This is a genomic window from Aromatoleum aromaticum EbN1 (assembly GCF_000025965.1).
Classification (GTDB): domain Bacteria; phylum Pseudomonadota; class Gammaproteobacteria; order Burkholderiales; family Rhodocyclaceae; genus Aromatoleum; species Aromatoleum aromaticum.
Genome location: NC_006513.1, coordinates 1,545,015 through 1,561,804 on the forward strand (window position 1 = coordinate 1,545,015; position 16,790 = coordinate 1,561,804).

The following is a 16,790-nucleotide window of genomic DNA, read 5'->3' on the forward strand; positions in this document are numbered from 1 at the left end:
TCAGTCCTGGCAAGCCCTTCGGCAGGGTTGGCCGCCTCCGGCAGACCCGCAAATCGCGATCCAATGCTCAGCGCATGGCGAACAGTTCCTGATGGAAGTCGCCCGGCGACAAGCCTTTCGCCGTGAACCCCTCGCGCAGGGCCTGACCGAAGCCTCCGGGGCCGCAGAACCAGATGTCGGCGGAGGCCCATTCCGGCACGGTCGTGCAAATGCGCGCCACGTCCAGGCGCCCTTCCCGCGCCGCCCACTTCGTGCCCTGCGCCCACAACCAGTGAATGATGGACACTCCCAGGCCGGTGATGCCCAGCCACTTGTGCAGCCGGTAGGCCTTGTCCATGCCGCCCAGCAGCGGCTCCAGCCGCACCGACCGCAGCGCGAGCATCATGCCCACGCTCATCACGCCGATGCCGATGATCCCGGTGTAGTTGATCACGACCGTGCGCAAGGCGAAATATTCGTACCCCTGCGGCAGCAGCGGATCGGCCATCCACCACAGCAGACTGAGCACTGCAATCAGTCCCGCCCAGGCAATCCTGATGTTCTTCATGCGACGCGCCCCCTGTATCCCCGCATCCAGAGTGTAACGCCCCATCCCGAGCCGCAATACCCAAAGCGGACTAACACCAGTCGCAGGGACCGGGTTCTGCAGGCAAGGCAGACTGCGGCTGATTTACGGCAGCGGCGCCGTTCCCGCCTGTCTCGCCGCCTTCTCGCGCTCGACCCGTTCGGTGACGTCGCGCGCAACCGCGACCGAGCCGGCGACAAGGCCGGAATCGATGACGAGCGCGAAGCTCATTTCGACGTAACGCTTCTCCCCGGACTTGTGCTGTGCGCGGGTGAGCGTCGGGTGACCGGCGAGACGGGTCTTGCCGCTACGGATCGCTGCGTCGAACCCGCGCCAGTGCGCCTGCCGCAGGTTTTCCGGGATGATCAGGTCGAGGCTCTGGCCGAGCGCTTCGGCAGCGGTGAAGCCGAAAAGCGCTTCGGCGCCACGATTCCACAGGCGGATGAAGCCGCGCGTGTCGGCATAAATGACCGCCTCGGCAATCTGGTCGAGGATCAGGTCGGGGCGTAGCTCGGGGGCGGGTGTATCGTCGGGCATCGCAGCCTCCGACAAGTTGATCGTTCGAGACACGGACGGGTAGACAGCGGTTTTCGGGCGCAGTCCTGCCTTTTCGTGAAATGCCCGAAGAGCATATGAAGCGCGACCTGAAGACAACGATTCGTTCCGGCCCGATTGCAAAGACGGGCGCGGAGAAGATCCGCGATGGGTTGAAGGACACGTTGCTCGAGCCGACACAGCTGTACGAGGCATTGCGGGCGCGGTCGCCGCGAAGCGTTAGCGGCGCAAGCGTTTGACGTCGCCCGGTGTCGCCGACAGAATCGAACCTCTTCCACGACTGCGCATCCCCATGCTTGCCCTCGACACCTTGCTGGCTTTCCTTGCGATCTCCGCCGCGGTCACCGTCGCGCCGGGGCCGGACAACCTGATGGTGCTCGGGCAGAGCCTCGCGCGCGGGCGCGTTGCCGGCTTCGGCATTGCCGTCGGCTGCGCGCTCGGCTGCTTCACGCATACGCTGTGGGCGACGCTCGGCGTCAGCGCCTTGCTGCTCGCGTCGCCGAACGCGTTCTTCGCGCTCAAGCTCGCCGGCGCGGCGTACCTGTTCTGGCTCGGCGTGCAGGCGCTCCGGAGCGGCGGCATCGCGGCAGCCGAACGCAGCGAAGCGCTCGCGCTGCCGTGGCGCCGCTATGTTGCGCGAGGCTTCATCGCGAACGCCGTGAACCCGAAAGTCGCGCTGTTCTTCCTCGCTTTCCTGCCGCAGTTCGCTCGCCCCGAGGCCGGCCCGGCGTCGACGCAGATGCTGGTGCTCGGGGCGGTGTTCGCCACGCAGACGGTCGTCGTGTTCGGCGCAATCGCGTTCGCCGCCGGCGGCATCGGCCGCCTGCTCGCGCGCCGGCCGCGGCTCGGCCCGTGGCTCGACCGGGTCACCGGCATGATCTTCATCGGGCTCGCCGCGAACCTGCTGCTCGGCGGGCGACGGGGGTAAGGGCGCGGCGCGTGCAGTAGAATCGGGCCATGAGACGAGCGCCCGCCACCGCCCTGCCCGGCCCTGAGCCGACCCACCGCCACGACTGGCAGACTCTCAAGAGCCTCGTCCCGTACATCTGGGCCTACAAGGGCCGGGTGGTGTTCGCGCTGTCGTGCCTGATCGCGGCGAAAGGCGCGAACGTCACCGTCCCGATCATCTTCAAGCACCTTGTCGACACGCTGTCGCTGACGACCCAGCAGGCTTTCATCATCGTGCCGGCGGCGCTGCTGCTCGCGTACGGCGCGCTGCGCTTTTCGACGTCGCTGTTCACCGAACTGCGCGAGCTTGTGTTCGCGCGCGTCACGCAGGAGGCGGTGCGCGAAATTGCGCTGCGGGTGTTCCGCCACCTGCACGCGCTGTCGCTGCGTTTCCATCTCGAGCGCCAGACCGGCGGGCTCACGCGCGACATCGAGCGCGGCACGCGTTCGATCGGTTCGTTGATCAGCTACACGCTGTATTCGATCCTGCCGACGCTGATCGAGATCGGCCTCGTGATCGGCATCCTGCTCGCGCAGTACGACGCGGTGTTCGCGATCATCACGTTCACGACGCTGGTGATCTACATCACGTTCACGGTGAAAGTCACGAACTGGCGCACTGCCTTGCGCCGGCATGCGAACGAGCTGGATTCCGCGGCCAGCGCGCAGGCGATCGACAGCCTGCTGAACTTCGAAACGGTGAAATACTTCAACAACGAGGAATTCGAAGCGCGCCGTTACGACGAGCAGATGAAGAAGTGGGCGAACGCGCAGGTCAAGAACCAGTTTTCGCTGTCGGCGCTGAATGTCGGCCAGGCTGCGATCATCGCGGTCGCAGTGACGCTGATGATGTGGCAGGCGGCCACCCGCGTCGCCAGCGGCGCGATGACGATCGGCGACATCGTGCTCGTCAATGCCTTCCTGATCCAGCTCTACATCCCGCTGAACTTCCTCGGCGTCATCTACCGCGAGCTGCGCCAGGCGCTGACCGACATCGAGCGCATGTTCGGGCTGATGCACGAGCACCGCGAGATCGCCGACCCGACCGACGCGCTGGTGCTGCCGCCCGGTCCGGCGACGGTGCGCTTCGAGAACGTCAGCTTCGCGTACGACCCGAAGCGGCCGATCCTGCACGGCGTCGATTTCGAGATTCCGGCGGGGCGCACGCTCGCCGTCGTCGGCCATTCGGGGTCGGGCAAATCGACGCTCGCGCGCCTGCTGTATCGCTTCTACGACGTGCAGGGCGGCGCGATCCGCATCAACGGCCGCGACTTGCGTCAGCTTACGCAGGCGAGCCTGCGCGCGGCAATCGGCATCGTGCCGCAGGACACCGTGCTGTTCAACGACACGCTGTTCTACAACATCCAGTACGGCCGCCCGCTCGCGGCTCGCGAGGAGGTCGAAGCCGCGGCGCGCGCCGCACAGCTCACCGACTTCATCGCGCGGCTGCCCGACGGATTCGAGACGCGCGTCGGCGAACGCGGCCTGAAGCTCTCCGGCGGCGAGAAACAGCGCGTCGCAATCGCGCGCGCGCTGCTGAAGAACCCGGCGATCCTGATTTTCGATGAAGCGACCTCAGCGCTCGACTCGAAGACCGAGAAGGCGATCCAGGCGCAGATGGAGCTCGCCGCCGCAGGCCGCACCGCGCTGGTCATCGCGCACCGCCTGTCGACAGTGATGAATGCCGACGAGATCATCGTGCTCGACCAGGGCCGCATCGTCGAACGCGGCACGCACGCCGCACTGCTCGAGCACGACGGCGACTACGCACGGATGTGGGCGCTGCAGCAGCAGGAAGGCGAGGAAGCCGTGAAAGCGGCATGACTACGAAATCGCATGTACTTGACCATGCGTGCATCCGTCTTGCGCACCGATTTGCACTGACTTGACCAGCATTCATCGGAGTCGCGTCACGGGCCGAGACCGGCCAGTAAGGGCATTCCATTACACACAACTCAATCGTCATCATGATCGCCGCGCGGGTGTTCGACCTCTGCGGCGAAGTCCATGACGCGCTGCAGGCCAATCCACCGGAGTTCGACAGTTAATCTCGTAACTATCTGATTTCGCTAGAGGCGACTTTCAAACGTGCCCCTACAACAGCGTCAGCTGCTCAGGCGCGACCGGTTTTTTCACCCGCAGGGCACTGAGGACCTCGTTCTGGTGTGCGTTGATGGAAGACACCCCCGTCACAGGTTCGGCGGCGCCGAGCCGGACGCGGTGGTGCTGGATGCGATGCAGCTGCTCGAGCGCCCGCTCGGGGGTGAGCCCGGTGTGCGCCGCACGCAGCCGCGCGCGCATGATGCGGTGCAGGATCAGCGCCATGAAGCAGATCGAGGCGTGTGCGCGGATGCGTTCGGGCAACCGGTGATAGACCGGCCCGATCTCGATCTCGGATTTGAGCACCTTGAAGCCGCGCTCGATGTCGGCGAGCGCCTTGTAGCGCGTGACGACGTCGGCAGGGGCGAGATCCTTCGTGTTGGTCACGAGCAGGAGCTTGCCGTCCATGAGTTCGGCAAGCCGCCGGGCCGTCTCGTCGATTTCGTAGCGGAAGAGCTCGGCCTTGAGGTCGACGCGGATGATTTTGGACAGATGCGCCTCGCACACCGCGTGGTAGAAGCGCGCCTTGGCCCCGCTGTCCGAGAGTTTGCGGCCGCGGTGCTTGACCCCGCCGTCTTGCTCGACGAGCTTGCTGGCCCAGGCTTCGCCCTGCGCGATGAGCGCGGCGATCTCGCCGTTGCGCCGTGTGCTCTGCACCGCGGCTGTCGCCGGAGCGTGGGCGACGATGAGCCGCAGCCCCTGCCAAGCGAGTTCGCCGGTCACCTCGGCCCTCGCCTGCGTGCAGTGCGTGCGCTGGAAGGGGCCGAGGAGCTCGGCGAACTCGTGATAGCGCCGCCCCGGCACCGCGATGATGAACTCGAGCGGCTCACCGCTCGCGAGCCGCACCGCCTCGAGCGCCTCGAGGTTGTCCAGGCTGAGCAACCCGCGGTCGGCCACGAGGATAAGCCGGCGCACTTCGGGGAAGCGTTCGAGCACCGTCGTGAGGGTGGGCAGGAGCGTCGTCGTCTCGGCCGCGTTGCCCGCGAACACCTCGTGATAGATCGGAAGCCCGTCGGCCGTCTGCACCACGCCAAGCATGAACTGGCGGGCAATCAACCCCTCTTTGGCCATGCCGAAGGCGCGTACGTCGCCGGCCACGTTCGTGAGCCCCTCGGCGCGGATCGTGGTGAGATCGTAGAAGACGACCGACAGGTCCTGATCGACGAGCGGGCGCAGGAGTCCCGTCACCACCGCATCGACCGCCGCCTGGTGAGCCATCAGCGCATCCATGCTGCGCAGCAATTGCTGATGCGTGATCGCCTTGACGTCGACCTCGGGCAGCGCGACCGTCTCGAGCCAGCGCAGCACGCCGAGCTTGGAGTCCGGATCGCACAGGCGGTTGAGCACCATCACGCGGATGAGCGCCTCGACATCGGTCGTGTGGCGCGTACGGCGAAACACCCGGCGCAGCGCCCCGAAGCCCAACTCCTTCCACAGCTCGGTCAGCGCCCAGACGTCGCCCAGTGCGCGGGCCGATTCGAACGCGACCGAAGGGGGTGCAGGGCGCTCACCCATGGGTTCTCGGCCGGAGACCCTGAGCAGTCCGTTGATCACGGAATCCAGCTCACCGCCGACCTGGTCGAGCCGACCAAGCGTTGCCACGGTACGCTTCTTCACCCGGCCGGCATCATCCCGATAGGACTGGACGAGCTGAAGGTAGCGGCGGCCGCCGGAGGTGGTGATCTTGACGAACATGCCGCCACTTTAGCAGCACGGCATACATCGTCAAGCAAGGTCGTAGCTGTTACAAACGTGCCACCACAAGAGTTTCGGAAAAATCGGGCTGAAACCCGCATGAATGCTGAGGCGGGTTTTCAAAAAACGGCGTTTTTCGGGCTGAACTGTCGAACTCCGGAATCCAGATCGTCTTCACCGTGCGCTGGTTCAGGCGCTGTCGCACGGGGTACCGACGCTGACGCTGTGCCCTGCCGGACATGGCAGCTGTCCCCAATGGCTGGGTGGCACGGAATCCTGCCGGGTAATGCAGAGCGGGTTGCCATCACTTACGGGGGTGAGCTCAATCCACACCTGTCACGGCAGTGAGGGCAACCCCAACTCCTTCAGGAAAGCGTTGTGCTTGTCCTTTGCCTTTACGATTTGCTTTTCGATGTCGACCAGTTGTTGATGCACCGCCTTAAGATCGACCTCCTCTTCCGCAACTGCCGTACTGACGTAGCGCGAAATGTTCAGGTTGAAATCGTTCTTCTCGATTTCTTCCATGCCCACTCGCCGGGCATAACGGGGAATGTCCGAAGGGCGTTGCTGATAGGTGTCGATGATCCTCTGAATATGCTCGTCGCTCAGCTGGTTCTGTCGCTTGCCTTTCTCGAAATGCTCAGCCGCATTGATGAAGAGCACGTCGTCCGGCTTCTTGCATTTCTTCAGCACGAGGATGCAGACCGGAATGCCCGTCGAGTAAAACAGGTTGGCGGGTAGTCCGACCACGGTATCGATGTGTCCGTCGATCAGCAGCTTGCGGCGGATGCGTTCTTCCGCCCCGCCGCGGAACAGCACACCGTGCGGCAGGATGATGGCCATCACGCCATCGTCCTTCAGATAGTGCAGCCCATGCAGCAGGAAGGCGAAGTCCGCCGCACTCTTCGGCGCCACGCCGTGGTTCTTGAAGCGCATGTCTTCGCTCATGGCATCGCCAAGGTCCCAGCGATAGCTGAACGGCGGATTGGCTACCACCGCGTCAAACTGCGGCTTCTTCGCCGGGTTGGTCTCGCGCAGGGAGTCCCAGGTGTTGGCGAGCGTGTCACCGTGGTAGATCTCGAACTCGGTGTCCTTCACCCCGTGCAGCAGCATGTTCATGCGTGCCAGGTTATAGGTGGTGACGTTGTATTCCTGCCCGTAGATCTTGCCGATGGTGCCGCCGGCCTTCTTCATGCGGTGCCGCACGTTCAGCAGCAGCGAACCCGAGCCGCAGGCAAAGTCGAACACGTTTTCCAGCTTCTTGCGCGGCCCTTCCTTCGGCTCCTGGCTGTCGAGCGTAACGATGGCAGACAGAATGTCGGAAATCTGCTGCGGCGTGTAGAACTCGCCCGCCTTCTTGCCCGAACCCGCTGCAAACTGCCCGATCAGGTACTCATAAGCATCGCCCAGCGTATCGGTGTCGGTCGAGAACAGCGACATGCCGCGCGCCAACTCCGAGATGATCGAGCACAGCTTATCGTTGCGATCCTCGTACTTACGGCCGAGCTTGTCGGAGGCGAGATTGATCTCCGAGAACAGGCCCTGAAAGTTGCTCTGGAAAGACCTTTCCTCGATGTACTTGAAGCCCTTTTGCAGGGTGTCGAGCAACTTACTGCTCTCTGTCTTGGCCAGGTGGACGATGCTGCCCCACAAGTAGTCGGGCTCGATGACGTAGTGCACCTTGCGGCGCATCTGCTTTTCGAACTCGGCCACATCGTCGGCGTTCTCTTCGTACCAAATTTGAAGAGGTGTCGTGGAGTCGGTCTGTTCCATTACACCCGGAGCTACGTCCGGATAGTCCGCCCCCAGCTCCTTCTTTGCGGCCTGCTCGTAGTTGTCCGAGAGGTAGCGCAGGAACAGGAAGGACAGCATGTAATCGCGGAAGTCGTCCGCATTCATCGACCCGCGTAGTTGGTCGGCAATGGCCCACAGGGTTTTGCCCAGTTGTTTCTGGTCTTGTTCGGTCATATTGAATGTGGCTTTCCGGGGCGTTTCTTCACGGTGTTTTCCAGTGCCTTCAGTTCGGCGTCGTCCTGCGCGTCGGCTTGCCAGGCTTCCTGCTTCTTGCGGCGCTGGTCGTAGTCCAGATAAAGCGCGTTGGTGGTGCGCTCCATCTGCTCGTGGCTGACCGAGCCCGCGCGCGTGAGCACGGGAAAGCCGTTGCTGCCGATGATCTGCTCCACGTTCTGGCGCCAGAAGCTCATGCGGATTTCCTCGCGGCGCTTGGTGCGCAGTTCTGCTGTCTCCAGAAAGATCACCACCAGACGGTTCAAGGTGTCGATCTCGTCTTCGCTCAAGTAGTTCTTGGCGATCAGAATGTCCTGCTTGCGCACTCTGGCCCCCTGCCAATGCAGGAGACCAAAGTTTACGTCGTCACGATTGGCGCGGGCGGTGATGAGCTCCGCCGCCGTTTTTTGCGTTACCGCATAGAGCAGCAGGTTTTGCACTGAGGCAAAAAAGGTCTGCGTAGCCTTGTCGGTCTTGTCGTAGTCGCTGGAGAGGGCAAACAGGTCCCGCACTTTTTGGTAGAAGCGCTTCTCCGAGGCACGAATGTCCCGGATGCGCGCCAGCATCTCGTCAAAGTAGTCCGGGCGGCCGTCCGGGTTCTTCAGGCGCTCGTCGTCCAGCGCAAAGCCCTTGAGCAGATACGCCTTGAGCACCGTGGACGCCCAGCGGCGGAACTGCACGCCGCGCGGCGAGCGCACCCGGTAGCCCACGGCCAGGATGGCGTCCAGGTTGTAGAGCTGCGTCCGGTAGCGCTTGCCATCGGCGGCAGTTGTCAAGGATTCCTTGACAACTGAAACCTCGTTCAGCTCCCGGTCCTGAAAGACGTTTTTCAGATGCAGCGAGATGTTCTGCTTGGTGGCGTCGAACAACTCGGCCATCTCCAGCTGCGTCAGCCAAACCGTCTGTTGGTCGGCCCGCAGCTTGATCTGGCTGCGCCCGTCTTCGGTGGTGTAGAGGATCAGCTCGCTCATGCTGCTGGTGCCTCATTGCTCGGATCGTCAAATAGAATCGGATTGAACTGAAAGTGTTTGCGGAAGTCACTCAGCAACTTCCTGAAGAGGGCTTGGTTCTCTTCCATCATGGGCACCGGTTCGTAGAGCGAATAGTTGCCGTGGCTCATGATGTTGACCACTCGCGCATACATCGTCTTGTCCGGACCATCCGCCTCGTCGGGCCGAATGCAGTCATAAAAACTGCCGTAGCCGTGGAAGCTCGCTGTCTTCTCCATGATGGCGCGCAACATGTTGAAGTGGTGGGTGCGCAACTCACCCGATTCAGCCGCATCGCACAGCTCGCGCAGCGAGGCGACATGGTGAAAGAACGGCGTGTTGCCAGTGTCGCGCAGCAGATAGCTCTCACCGGCCCCTTTGCTCAGGAAGTGCCGGTTCGCCTTCCTGCCGAACTCATTGCCCAGCACATTGAAGAACAGCGTGTGGTGCGACGAGACGACCGTCTTGGGCGGGTTCTTCGCGTTCAGCAGCAGCTGCGCCAGATGGTTGGCCACCCCAATCGCGTTGTGCTCGTCTAGCGACGAAATCGGGTCGTCGATGTAGACGTACTTCACCCACCGGTAGGCCTCAATCTCCGGGTCCATCGCCAGTTCCACGATGGCGAGGAAGAAACACCAGATGAAGATGTTCTCCTCGCCCCGCGAAACCTTGATGTCTTCTGCGACCGTCTTCGCACCTTCGATCTCCACTTCGCGTGAGAAGCTCACCTCCCACTCGGTCGTGTCGATGCGGAAATCGAAATCGGCGTAGCGATTCAACAGCGGGCGGATGCGGTTATCCATTTCCAGCTCACCCAGACCCGCGAAAAAACGCGAGTCCTTGTTGATCTTCAGCACCCGCTCGCGGTCGTTCTTCAGATCGTTGTCCCAGTGGAACAGGTCCTCGGTGAATGCGTTGAAGTAGAGCGTGTCGCCCTGAATGTCTTCAAGCTCTATCGTGTCCCCATCTTCTGTCTCGATAGGCTCGCTCGCTTCCGTTAGCAGCGAACCCAGCAGAACTCGCTTCTTGCCCAAGTCCTTGAACGCCACCGATAGCCGTGTCTTGCCGGTGCCGTTGTAGGCGTAGAGCAGGACGAACTTCTTTTGCGCCAACTCCGTTCGGAGCTGCTGCGCGAGTTCGGGCAGACTGGGGAAGCTCATGGGCGCCATGCGCTATGCCTCAACCGGCGACGGGAATAGTTGCTGCATCAGGCCATCCTTGTGGATCTTCAGCGCGGCGAGCTTGTCCGCCTCGGCTGCGATCTGGGCATCCAGGGAGGAAAGAAAGTCGGCGATCCGCTGCTGTTCGGCTGGTTTCGGTGCCGCTAGCTTAAGAGCTTTCAGTTCGTCAGTATTCAGCTTGCCGGTTCCGTGGCCCGCAATGTCGACCATCCTCAACAAGCGTTGCTTATTTCCAAGCAGCAGGAGCGCCACGAACAAGCCTGTCGTTTCACCCTTTGGCAGCAGAGCTTTTACGTCTTGATTGAAGCTCATCTCGCGGCGCAATACGCAGATGGGCACGTTTTTAAGCAAAGTCATGCCTCTCGTCAGCATGAGCACCGTACCAGCAGGAACCAGTTTGGCTCCGTCATCGACAGCAGCGGCCGAGATGTGATCCTCCGCGTCATCCAAGAAAAGCCGCTTCATATCTTTAGCGGAGACCCACGGAATCGAACCATTCCAGAAGGCAAGATTGATCTTCGAGGGAGTGCCGCCAGACTGGAGGTCTACCAGACCATCCAAAGTCGTTGGTTCCCACTTCGGCGAATCGCGGAACTCGGGGAAGCGGAGGCGGGGGAGGGTTTCGCCTTCGCGGGGGAAGAGCTGCTGCATCAGGCCGCGCTTGTAAGTCTTCACGGCCTCGACTTTCCGCCCCTGAGCGGCAATCACCTCGTCCAGCGAAGTCAGGCAGTCGGCGATCTTCTGCTGCTCGTCTGGTAGCGGAGTGGGAATGCTGATGCCGTAAAACTGATCTTTGCTGACGTTCAGCAGGCCGTTGCTACGAGCGCCGCTGGTAATGTGCTTCTTGAGCTGAGCGCCGTGGATGTTCTTCTCAAAGCAGTACTGGAAGTACTCGGCCACAAAACCTTGCTTGAGTCGAAAGCTGATGAACACATTAGGGGCTGCGACTTCACCCAATCCACGGAGTTGATAGACGCATCCCTGAGGAAATTTCAGAGAATTTCCTTTGTTGTAAACGAAGTCCCCATCGCGAACCAACGTATAAAGAGAATACTGATTCCCGGAGATGTCCCGCCCAAATTTCTCTGCCTGAGGGACAAAGCCAATGCCTGCAGAAATACTCACGGGCGTTAGCTTTCGATCTCCAACTCGCTCTGTGACCGGAGTTGATGCATCACCGAGTACGGTGTACTCCCAGCTTGCTCTAGTTCTGAACTCCGGAAACCGCAGTTTCGGCACCGCCGTTGTCTTACCCTTCTTCGCCACGCTTCAATCCTCGTAAGCCTTGAGGCCCGAGATATCCCGGCCACCGGCTCGCTTCTTCAGCAGTGGGACCAAATCAGCCATCAAGGCCAGTTCCTTCTGCGTGCGGGCTTTCCAGCCAAGCTCCAGCGGGGCCAGCAGTTCGGTCAATTGCTCACCGTCGAAAATGCGGCGGGCGAGGATGGCGTCCACAAAGCCTTGCAGCGCCGGCGCGGACAGGCCGTGCTCTGCGGCAAGTTCGGCCAGTTCGCGGGCGGCCTTTGCGGCCTTGAACTGCAGATAGCCCGCGCGGATGGCGCGCTCGTCCAGGCCCTCGCCGGCCTTGAGACTCATCACGTACTCGGTGATGTCGTCGCGCTCGTCGATGAACTTGGCGTCGGCCGCGATCAGGCCAACCAACTGTTCACGGCTCATCGTGGCCTTGCCGGGCTTCCTGGTGGAGAAGTCAGCGATAAGCTTCATGATGTAGTCGTAGTCGATGGTGGCCGAGGCAAAGAGCACGAACTCGAAATCGAGTTGCACCACTTCTTCGCTTTTATCATCGCCCGCGCGGTTGCCGACGCTCGCGCGTTCATCGCGCAGTCGCTTCGCGGTCTCCAGGTACTGGCCGCGGAAGGCGTTCAGTTCGTCCTTGGGCAGAATGCTCTGAATGACCTCTTCCTGCTCGGGCGTGAGATCGGTGTACTGTTCAAGCCGGGTTTGCAGCTTCTGCACTTTCTTGAAGGCCTCGACGAAGCCGATACGGGCATCGTCGCCTTGCAGTTTGGCGATCTCTTCGGGCTTGCCTGAGAGCCCGTACGAGTTCATGAAAATCTGCAGGGCATGCTTGGCCTCTTGCAGCTTTTCGATGACAACGGGGGCCTTGTCCACAAGCCAGATCTTGCGTGCGGCTTCGCCTTTGGCGCCAGAGAAGAGGGCAATGGCGGCATCCACCGCGTCTTGCTGGCCACGGAAGTCGAGGATGTGGCCGAAAGGCTTGGTGTCGTTGAGCACGCGGTTGGTGCGGCTGAAAGCCTGGATGAGGCCGTGATGCTTGAGGTTCTTGTCGACGTAGAGGGTGTTGAGGTACTTGCTGTCGAAGCCGGTGAGTAGCATGTCGACGACGATGGTGATGTCGAGCTTGTGATGCGGGATGTGGGGCGCGGCTTTGCGCAGGTCGGCATCGGGCCACTGCTGATCCTTGATGCGTTGCTGCACGTCCTGGTAGTAGAGGTCGAAGTCCTCGATGCGGTGGTTTGTGCCGAAGCGGGCGTTGTAGCTGACGATGATGGCTTGCAGTGCGGCCTTCTTGCCTTCGGGGTCGGTCTGGTTGTCTTGCTTCTCTTGCTGCAGGTCGTCCTGAAGCTGGCGCACGTCGGCGCTCACATCGCCCGGCGGTGAGAAGACGGCCGCGATGTTGAGCGACACGAAGGTCGGGTCTGTCAGTTGCCGCTCGGCCTGTGCATCCTCTAACAGCGCGTGGTACTCGATGGCGTCGTTGATGGAGCCCGTGGCGAGGATGGCGTTGAACTTGCGCCCGCCCGTGGCGGCGTCGTGCTTGGCGAGGATGGCGTCGACGATGGCGCGCTTGGCAAGCGTTTCCCCGGGCTTGGGCGGATTCTTGCCATCCGGCTTGTAGTAGTCGACGTGAAAGCGCAGGACGTTGCGGTCTTCGATGGCGTGGGTGATGGTGTATTCGTGCAGCGACTGCTGAAAAAGATCCTGCGTGGTCTTCAGCGTCTTCTCATCGCCGCTGATCTGCTTGTAGCTCGCGTTCTCCGGGAAGATGGGCGTGCCGGTGAAGCCGAAGAGCTGCGCTTTGGGGAAGAACTCCTTGATGGCCTGGTGGTTGTCGCCAAACTGCGAGCGGTGGCATTCGTCGAAGATGAACACCATGCGCTTGTCGCGCAGTTCTTCCAGTTGGTCAGTATAGGTGGCCAGCCCCCGCTTCTCGCGGCTCTTGTTGCGCTTGCTGTTCTCGTCCAGCGCCAGACCGAGCTTCTGGATGGTGCAGACGATGACTTTGTCCGCTGCGTCGTCGGACAGCATGCGGCGGACCAGTTCGCCGGTGTTGGTGTTCTGCTCGACGCAGCCTTCCTGGAAGCGGTTGAATTCCTCGCGGGTCTGGCGGTCGAGGTCCTTGCGGTCCACCACGAAGAGGCACTTCTCGATGGCCGAGTTGGTCTTCAGCAGCGTGGACGCTTTGAAGCTGGTGAGCGTCTTACCGCTGCCGGTGGTGTGCCAGACGTAGCCGTTACCGCTGTTCTCGGTTATGCACTTGACGATGTTCTTGACGGCGTAGATCTGGTACGGGCGCATCATCAGCAGCTTTTGCTCGCTGGCCACCAGCACCATGTAGCGGCTGATCATGTGGCCTAGCGTGCACTTGGCGAGGAAGGCGTCGGCAAACTCGTCCAGCCCGGTGATCTTGGTGTTGTCTGGCGCGGCGTACTGGTAGATGGGCAGAAAGCGCTCGTCAGCGTTGAAGCTGAAATGCCGCGCATTGTTGTTGGCGAAGTAGTAGGTCGAGTCGCGGTTGCTGACGACGAACACCTGCATGAAGCACAGCAGCGTGCGCGTAAAACCGTTACCCGGGTTGTTCTTGTATTCGACGATCTGCTCGATGGCGCGGCGCGGATTGATGCCGAGCGTCTTCAGCTCGATCTGGATGACGGGTACCCCGTTAATCAACAGAACGACGTCGTAGCGGTGATGGCTGTTGTCGGTGTTGATCCGCAGTTGGTGGACGACCTCAAACGTGTTTTTGCACCAGTCGTCGATGTTGACCAGGGTGTAGTTCAGCGGCGTGCCGTCTTCGCGGGTGAAGCTGTTGCGGCTGCGCAGCGTTTGTGCCGCGGTGAAGACGTCGGGTGTGACGATCTCTTCCAGCAGCCGCTGAAACTCCTCGTCGGTGAGCTTGACCCGGTTGAGCTGCTGGAATTTCTCGCGGAAGTTCGCTTCCAGCGTTGCACGGTCACGAATGTCGGGCCGGTAGGTGTACTTGAGATCGCCCAGCTTAGCGATCAGGCCCAGCTCGATCTGGTTTTCAGTGGAGATCATCAGCAAGCGCAGGAAGAAGTAGCATTTGAGAGTTTTATCGTGAGCGCTTGCTTTCAAGGAGCGCGACGATAGCACACAGTCGAAAAAGTGGTCCCCCGAGGGGGCGTAGCTCTCGTTGCCCTACGTGAATGACTGGAACTAGCGTGAGACGGTCGTTGCGCGCGCTGAAGGTGAACATCTGGATTAGCCAAGTATGAGGCGGCCAGCCCGACGCGCCGGCTGACAGCTTGAAGATCACGCAGCCGACTTCGGCCCTGCAAACATCATCAGGCAGGTTTGGGTCGTTCTGACACGATCAGGCAGGCCGCGCTAGCGATCATCACCTTTGCAGAGCCTGGTCACATCGAATGCAAGTGACTGACCCGTGGCAATGCAAAACGGCGATCACGTGCCGCGCAATTTCGCGGCATGACGATACTGTTCCCGGAGACGCTCGAATCCGGGCTCCAGCTCGCCGGCTCGGTGTTCGAGACGCTCGGCGTGCCGGGCGACGTCGCGACGCGCCTGCTCGACCAGGAGCGCAAGCGGCGCATCGATTCGTTTCTTCCGGTCTGAAGCCGGCCTCTCGTCGCAGGCCGCCTCGTCACATGCCGTAGTCCTCGCCGCCGCCGGCGAGCGCGACGTCGATCATGCGGCGCGTCAGGTGCGGCGCGAACAGTTCGATGAATGCGTACACATAGCCGCGCAAGTAGGCATTGCGGCGCAAGCCGACGCGCGTCGTGCTCGACTCGAACAGGTGCGCCGCATCGCTCATGCCGAGCGTCTTGTCGGCCGCGGCATCGAACGCCATGCGCGCGAGGATGCCGATGCCCAGATCCATCGACACGTAAGTCTTGATGACGTCCGAGTCGAGCGCGGTGAGCACGACGTTCGGGCGCAGACCGCGGCCGAGGAAAGCCTTGTTGATCAGGCTGCGGCCGGTGAAAGCGTCGTCGTAAGTGATGAGCGGGTAGCGCGCGATCGCCTCGAGAGTCAGCGGATGCTCCTTGAGGATCGGGTGGCGCGGCGTCGCGACGATGCAGCGGTTCCACTGGTAGCAGGGCAGCATCACGAGCTCGTCGTAGTCGGCGATCGCCTCGGTCGCGATCGCGAGGTCGGCTTCGCCCGACATCACCATGTCGCACACCTGGCGTGGGTTGCCCTGGTGCAGCGACAGCTTGACCTGCGGGAAGCGCTGCATGAAATCGCGGATGATCCGCGGCAGCACGTAGCGGGCCTGCGTGTGCGTGGTCGCAATCGAAAGACTCCCGGTCGACTCGTTGGTAAACTCGTCGCCTACCTGCCGCAGGTTGTCGATGTCGCGCAGCACCCGTTCGGCGAGCGCGAGAACCTGGCGACCGGGATCGGTGACTGCGACGAGACGCTTGCCGTGGCGCACGAACACGTCGACGCCGAGCTCCGTCTCGAACAGCCGGATCTGCTTGGACACTCCCGGCTGCGACGTGAACAGCGCCTCGGCAGCTTCCGACACGTTCAACCCGCGTCGGGCGACTTCGTAGATGTAACGCAGTTGCTGGAGGTTCATTCCGGGACCCTTATAACCAATTCTTCTTAGAGTCTAACGTCAACTGGCTTTTTGCATCTAGCGATCTGTTTTACGATGCGCCGCACCATACAAGAAAGAAAGAAGACGCATCTCATGGAACTCGCCTACACCGTTGCCGGATTCGCAGTTGGCGCTATCGTCGGACTCACCGGCGTCGGTGGCGGCTCCCTGATGACGCCCCTGCTGGTGCTGCTGTTCGGCATCCACCCTTCGGTCGCAGTGGGCACCGACCTGCTGTACGCGTCGATCACGAAGACCGGCGGCACCCTTGCGCACGGGCTGAAAGGAACGGTCGACTGGCAGATCACGCGGCGGCTCGCCACGGGCAGCCTTCCCGCCGCGGTGGTCACGCTGCTGCTCGTCGGCACGTTCGCGCCGGGAGGCATGGAGGGCGCGACAGGGCTGATCAAGGTCGCGCTGGGGGTTGCCCTGGTGCTGACGGCAGTGGCGCTGATCTTCCGCAAGCAGATCCAGGCGTATGCGCTCGCGCGCTTCGGCGGCACGTCGAACCCGGTGCGCACGGCGCGACTGACGGTGCTGGTCGGCGCGGTGCTCGGCGTGCTGGTGTCGATTTCCTCGGTCGGGGCCGGGGCGCTCGGCGTGACCGCGCTGTTCTTCCTGTACCCGGGAATGCCGGCGCTGCGCATCGTCGGCTCCGACATCGCGCACGCGGTGCCGCTGACGCTGGTCGCCGGCATCGGCCACTGGATGCTCGGCAGCGTGGATTGGTTCCTGCTTGGCAGCCTGATCGTCGGCTCGCTCCCCGGCATCTGGCTTGGGACCCACATTTCGACGAAAGTGCCGGACCGGGTGCTGCGCCCGATCCTGGCAACGATGCTGGTGCTGGTCGGCGCCAAGCTGATCAGCCACTGAGCTGCAACAAAAGTATTTAACGAGAGAGA

14 protein-coding genes are annotated in these 16,790 nt (G+C 62.1%); 5 read left to right on the forward strand and 9 right to left on the reverse strand.

Going from position 1 to position 16,790, the window contains the following annotated elements:
* Positions 1 to 67: 67 nt before the first annotated feature.
* Together EBN1_RS07315 and EBN1_RS07320 are read right to left on the reverse strand one after the other, a co-directional pair.
* Entirely contained in the window at positions 68 to 547 is a 480-nt protein-coding gene (locus tag EBN1_RS07315) for a ferric reductase-like transmembrane domain-containing protein (RefSeq protein WP_011237300.1), read from the reverse strand.
* Between the two features lie 123 nt (positions 548 to 670).
* A complete protein-coding gene (locus EBN1_RS07320; RefSeq protein ID WP_011237301.1) occupies positions 671 to 1,102 on the reverse strand; it encodes a PAS domain S-box protein in 432 nt (143 codons plus the stop codon).
* Between the two features lie 95 nt (positions 1,103 to 1,197).
* Between EBN1_RS07320 and EBN1_RS07325 the strand changes: the two genes are divergently transcribed.
* From EBN1_RS07325 to EBN1_RS07335, 3 genes are read left to right on the forward strand one after another with little or no spacing between them, the layout of a single operon-like run.
* Positions 1,198 to 1,359 carry a hypothetical protein gene (locus EBN1_RS07325; protein WP_157866592.1) on the forward strand — a complete coding sequence of 54 codons (162 nt, stop codon included), beginning with the start codon at positions 1,198 to 1,200 and terminating at the stop codon, positions 1,357 to 1,359.
* Positions 1,360 to 1,412: 53 nt separating this feature from the next.
* A complete protein-coding gene (locus tag EBN1_RS07330) occupies positions 1,413 to 2,048 on the forward strand; it encodes a LysE family translocator (RefSeq protein ID WP_011237302.1) in 636 nt (211 codons plus the stop codon).
* Positions 2,049 to 2,077: 29 nt separating this feature from the next.
* On the forward strand, positions 2,078 to 3,892 hold the full coding sequence (locus tag EBN1_RS07335) for an ABCB family ABC transporter ATP-binding protein/permease (RefSeq protein WP_011237303.1): 1,815 nt from the start codon (positions 2,078 to 2,080) through the stop codon (positions 3,890 to 3,892).
* Positions 3,893 to 4,162: 270 nt separating this feature from the next.
* Here EBN1_RS07335 and EBN1_RS07340 read toward each other — a convergent pair whose 3' ends face one another.
* From EBN1_RS07340 to EBN1_RS07365, 6 genes are all read right to left on the reverse strand, one after another.
* The gene (locus EBN1_RS07340; RefSeq protein ID WP_011237305.1) at positions 4,163 to 5,863 is read right to left on the reverse strand and encodes an IS1634-like element ISAzo6 family transposase; all 1,701 of its coding nucleotides are present in this window, start codon (positions 5,861 to 5,863) and stop codon (positions 4,163 to 4,165) included.
* 336 nt (positions 5,864 to 6,199) lie between these two features.
* On the reverse strand, positions 6,200 to 7,831 hold the full coding sequence (locus EBN1_RS07345) for a type I restriction-modification system subunit M (RefSeq protein WP_011237306.1): 1,632 nt from the start codon (positions 7,829 to 7,831) through the stop codon (positions 6,200 to 6,202).
* Complete coding sequence (locus EBN1_RS07350) at positions 7,828 to 8,841, reverse strand: virulence RhuM family protein (RefSeq protein ID WP_011237307.1); 1,014 nt, start codon at positions 8,839 to 8,841, stop codon at positions 7,828 to 7,830. The genes EBN1_RS07345 and EBN1_RS07350 overlap by 4 nt, the downstream gene beginning before the upstream one ends.
* Entirely contained in the window at positions 8,838 to 10,028 is a 1,191-nt protein-coding gene (locus tag EBN1_RS07355; protein WP_011237308.1) for an ATP-binding protein, read from the reverse strand. Before EBN1_RS07355 ends, EBN1_RS07350 begins: the two co-directional genes overlap by 4 nt.
* Positions 10,029 to 10,031: 3 nt before the next feature.
* Positions 10,032 to 11,306 (reverse strand): restriction endonuclease subunit S, encoded by a 1,275-nt coding sequence (locus EBN1_RS07360; RefSeq protein WP_011237309.1) that lies wholly within the window; start codon positions 11,304 to 11,306, stop codon positions 10,032 to 10,034.
* Positions 11,307 to 11,309: 3 nt separating this feature from the next.
* Positions 11,310 to 14,342, reverse strand: coding sequence for a type I restriction endonuclease subunit R (locus EBN1_RS07365; RefSeq protein ID WP_011237310.1), 3,033 nt, complete (start codon positions 14,340 to 14,342; stop codon positions 11,310 to 11,312).
* A gap of 408 nt (positions 14,343 to 14,750) precedes the next feature.
* Here EBN1_RS07365 and EBN1_RS07370 point away from each other — a divergent pair, with 408 nt between their 5' ends.
* Positions 14,751 to 14,897, forward strand: a complete 147-nt coding sequence (locus tag EBN1_RS07370) for a hypothetical protein (RefSeq protein WP_157866593.1) — start codon at positions 14,751 to 14,753, stop codon at positions 14,895 to 14,897.
* A 28-nt stretch (positions 14,898 to 14,925) separates the two neighbouring features.
* Here the strand turns inward: EBN1_RS07370 and cysB are convergent, their stop codons facing one another.
* Complete coding sequence (cysB, locus tag EBN1_RS07375) at positions 14,926 to 15,867, reverse strand: HTH-type transcriptional regulator CysB (protein ID WP_011237313.1); 942 nt, start codon at positions 15,865 to 15,867, stop codon at positions 14,926 to 14,928.
* A gap of 114 nt (positions 15,868 to 15,981) precedes the next feature.
* Here cysB and EBN1_RS07380 point away from each other — a divergent pair, with 114 nt between their 5' ends.
* Positions 15,982 to 16,761 (forward strand): sulfite exporter TauE/SafE family protein, encoded by a 780-nt coding sequence (locus EBN1_RS07380; protein WP_011237314.1) that lies wholly within the window; start codon positions 15,982 to 15,984, stop codon positions 16,759 to 16,761.
* The last annotated feature ends 29 nt before the right edge of the window (positions 16,762 to 16,790 follow it).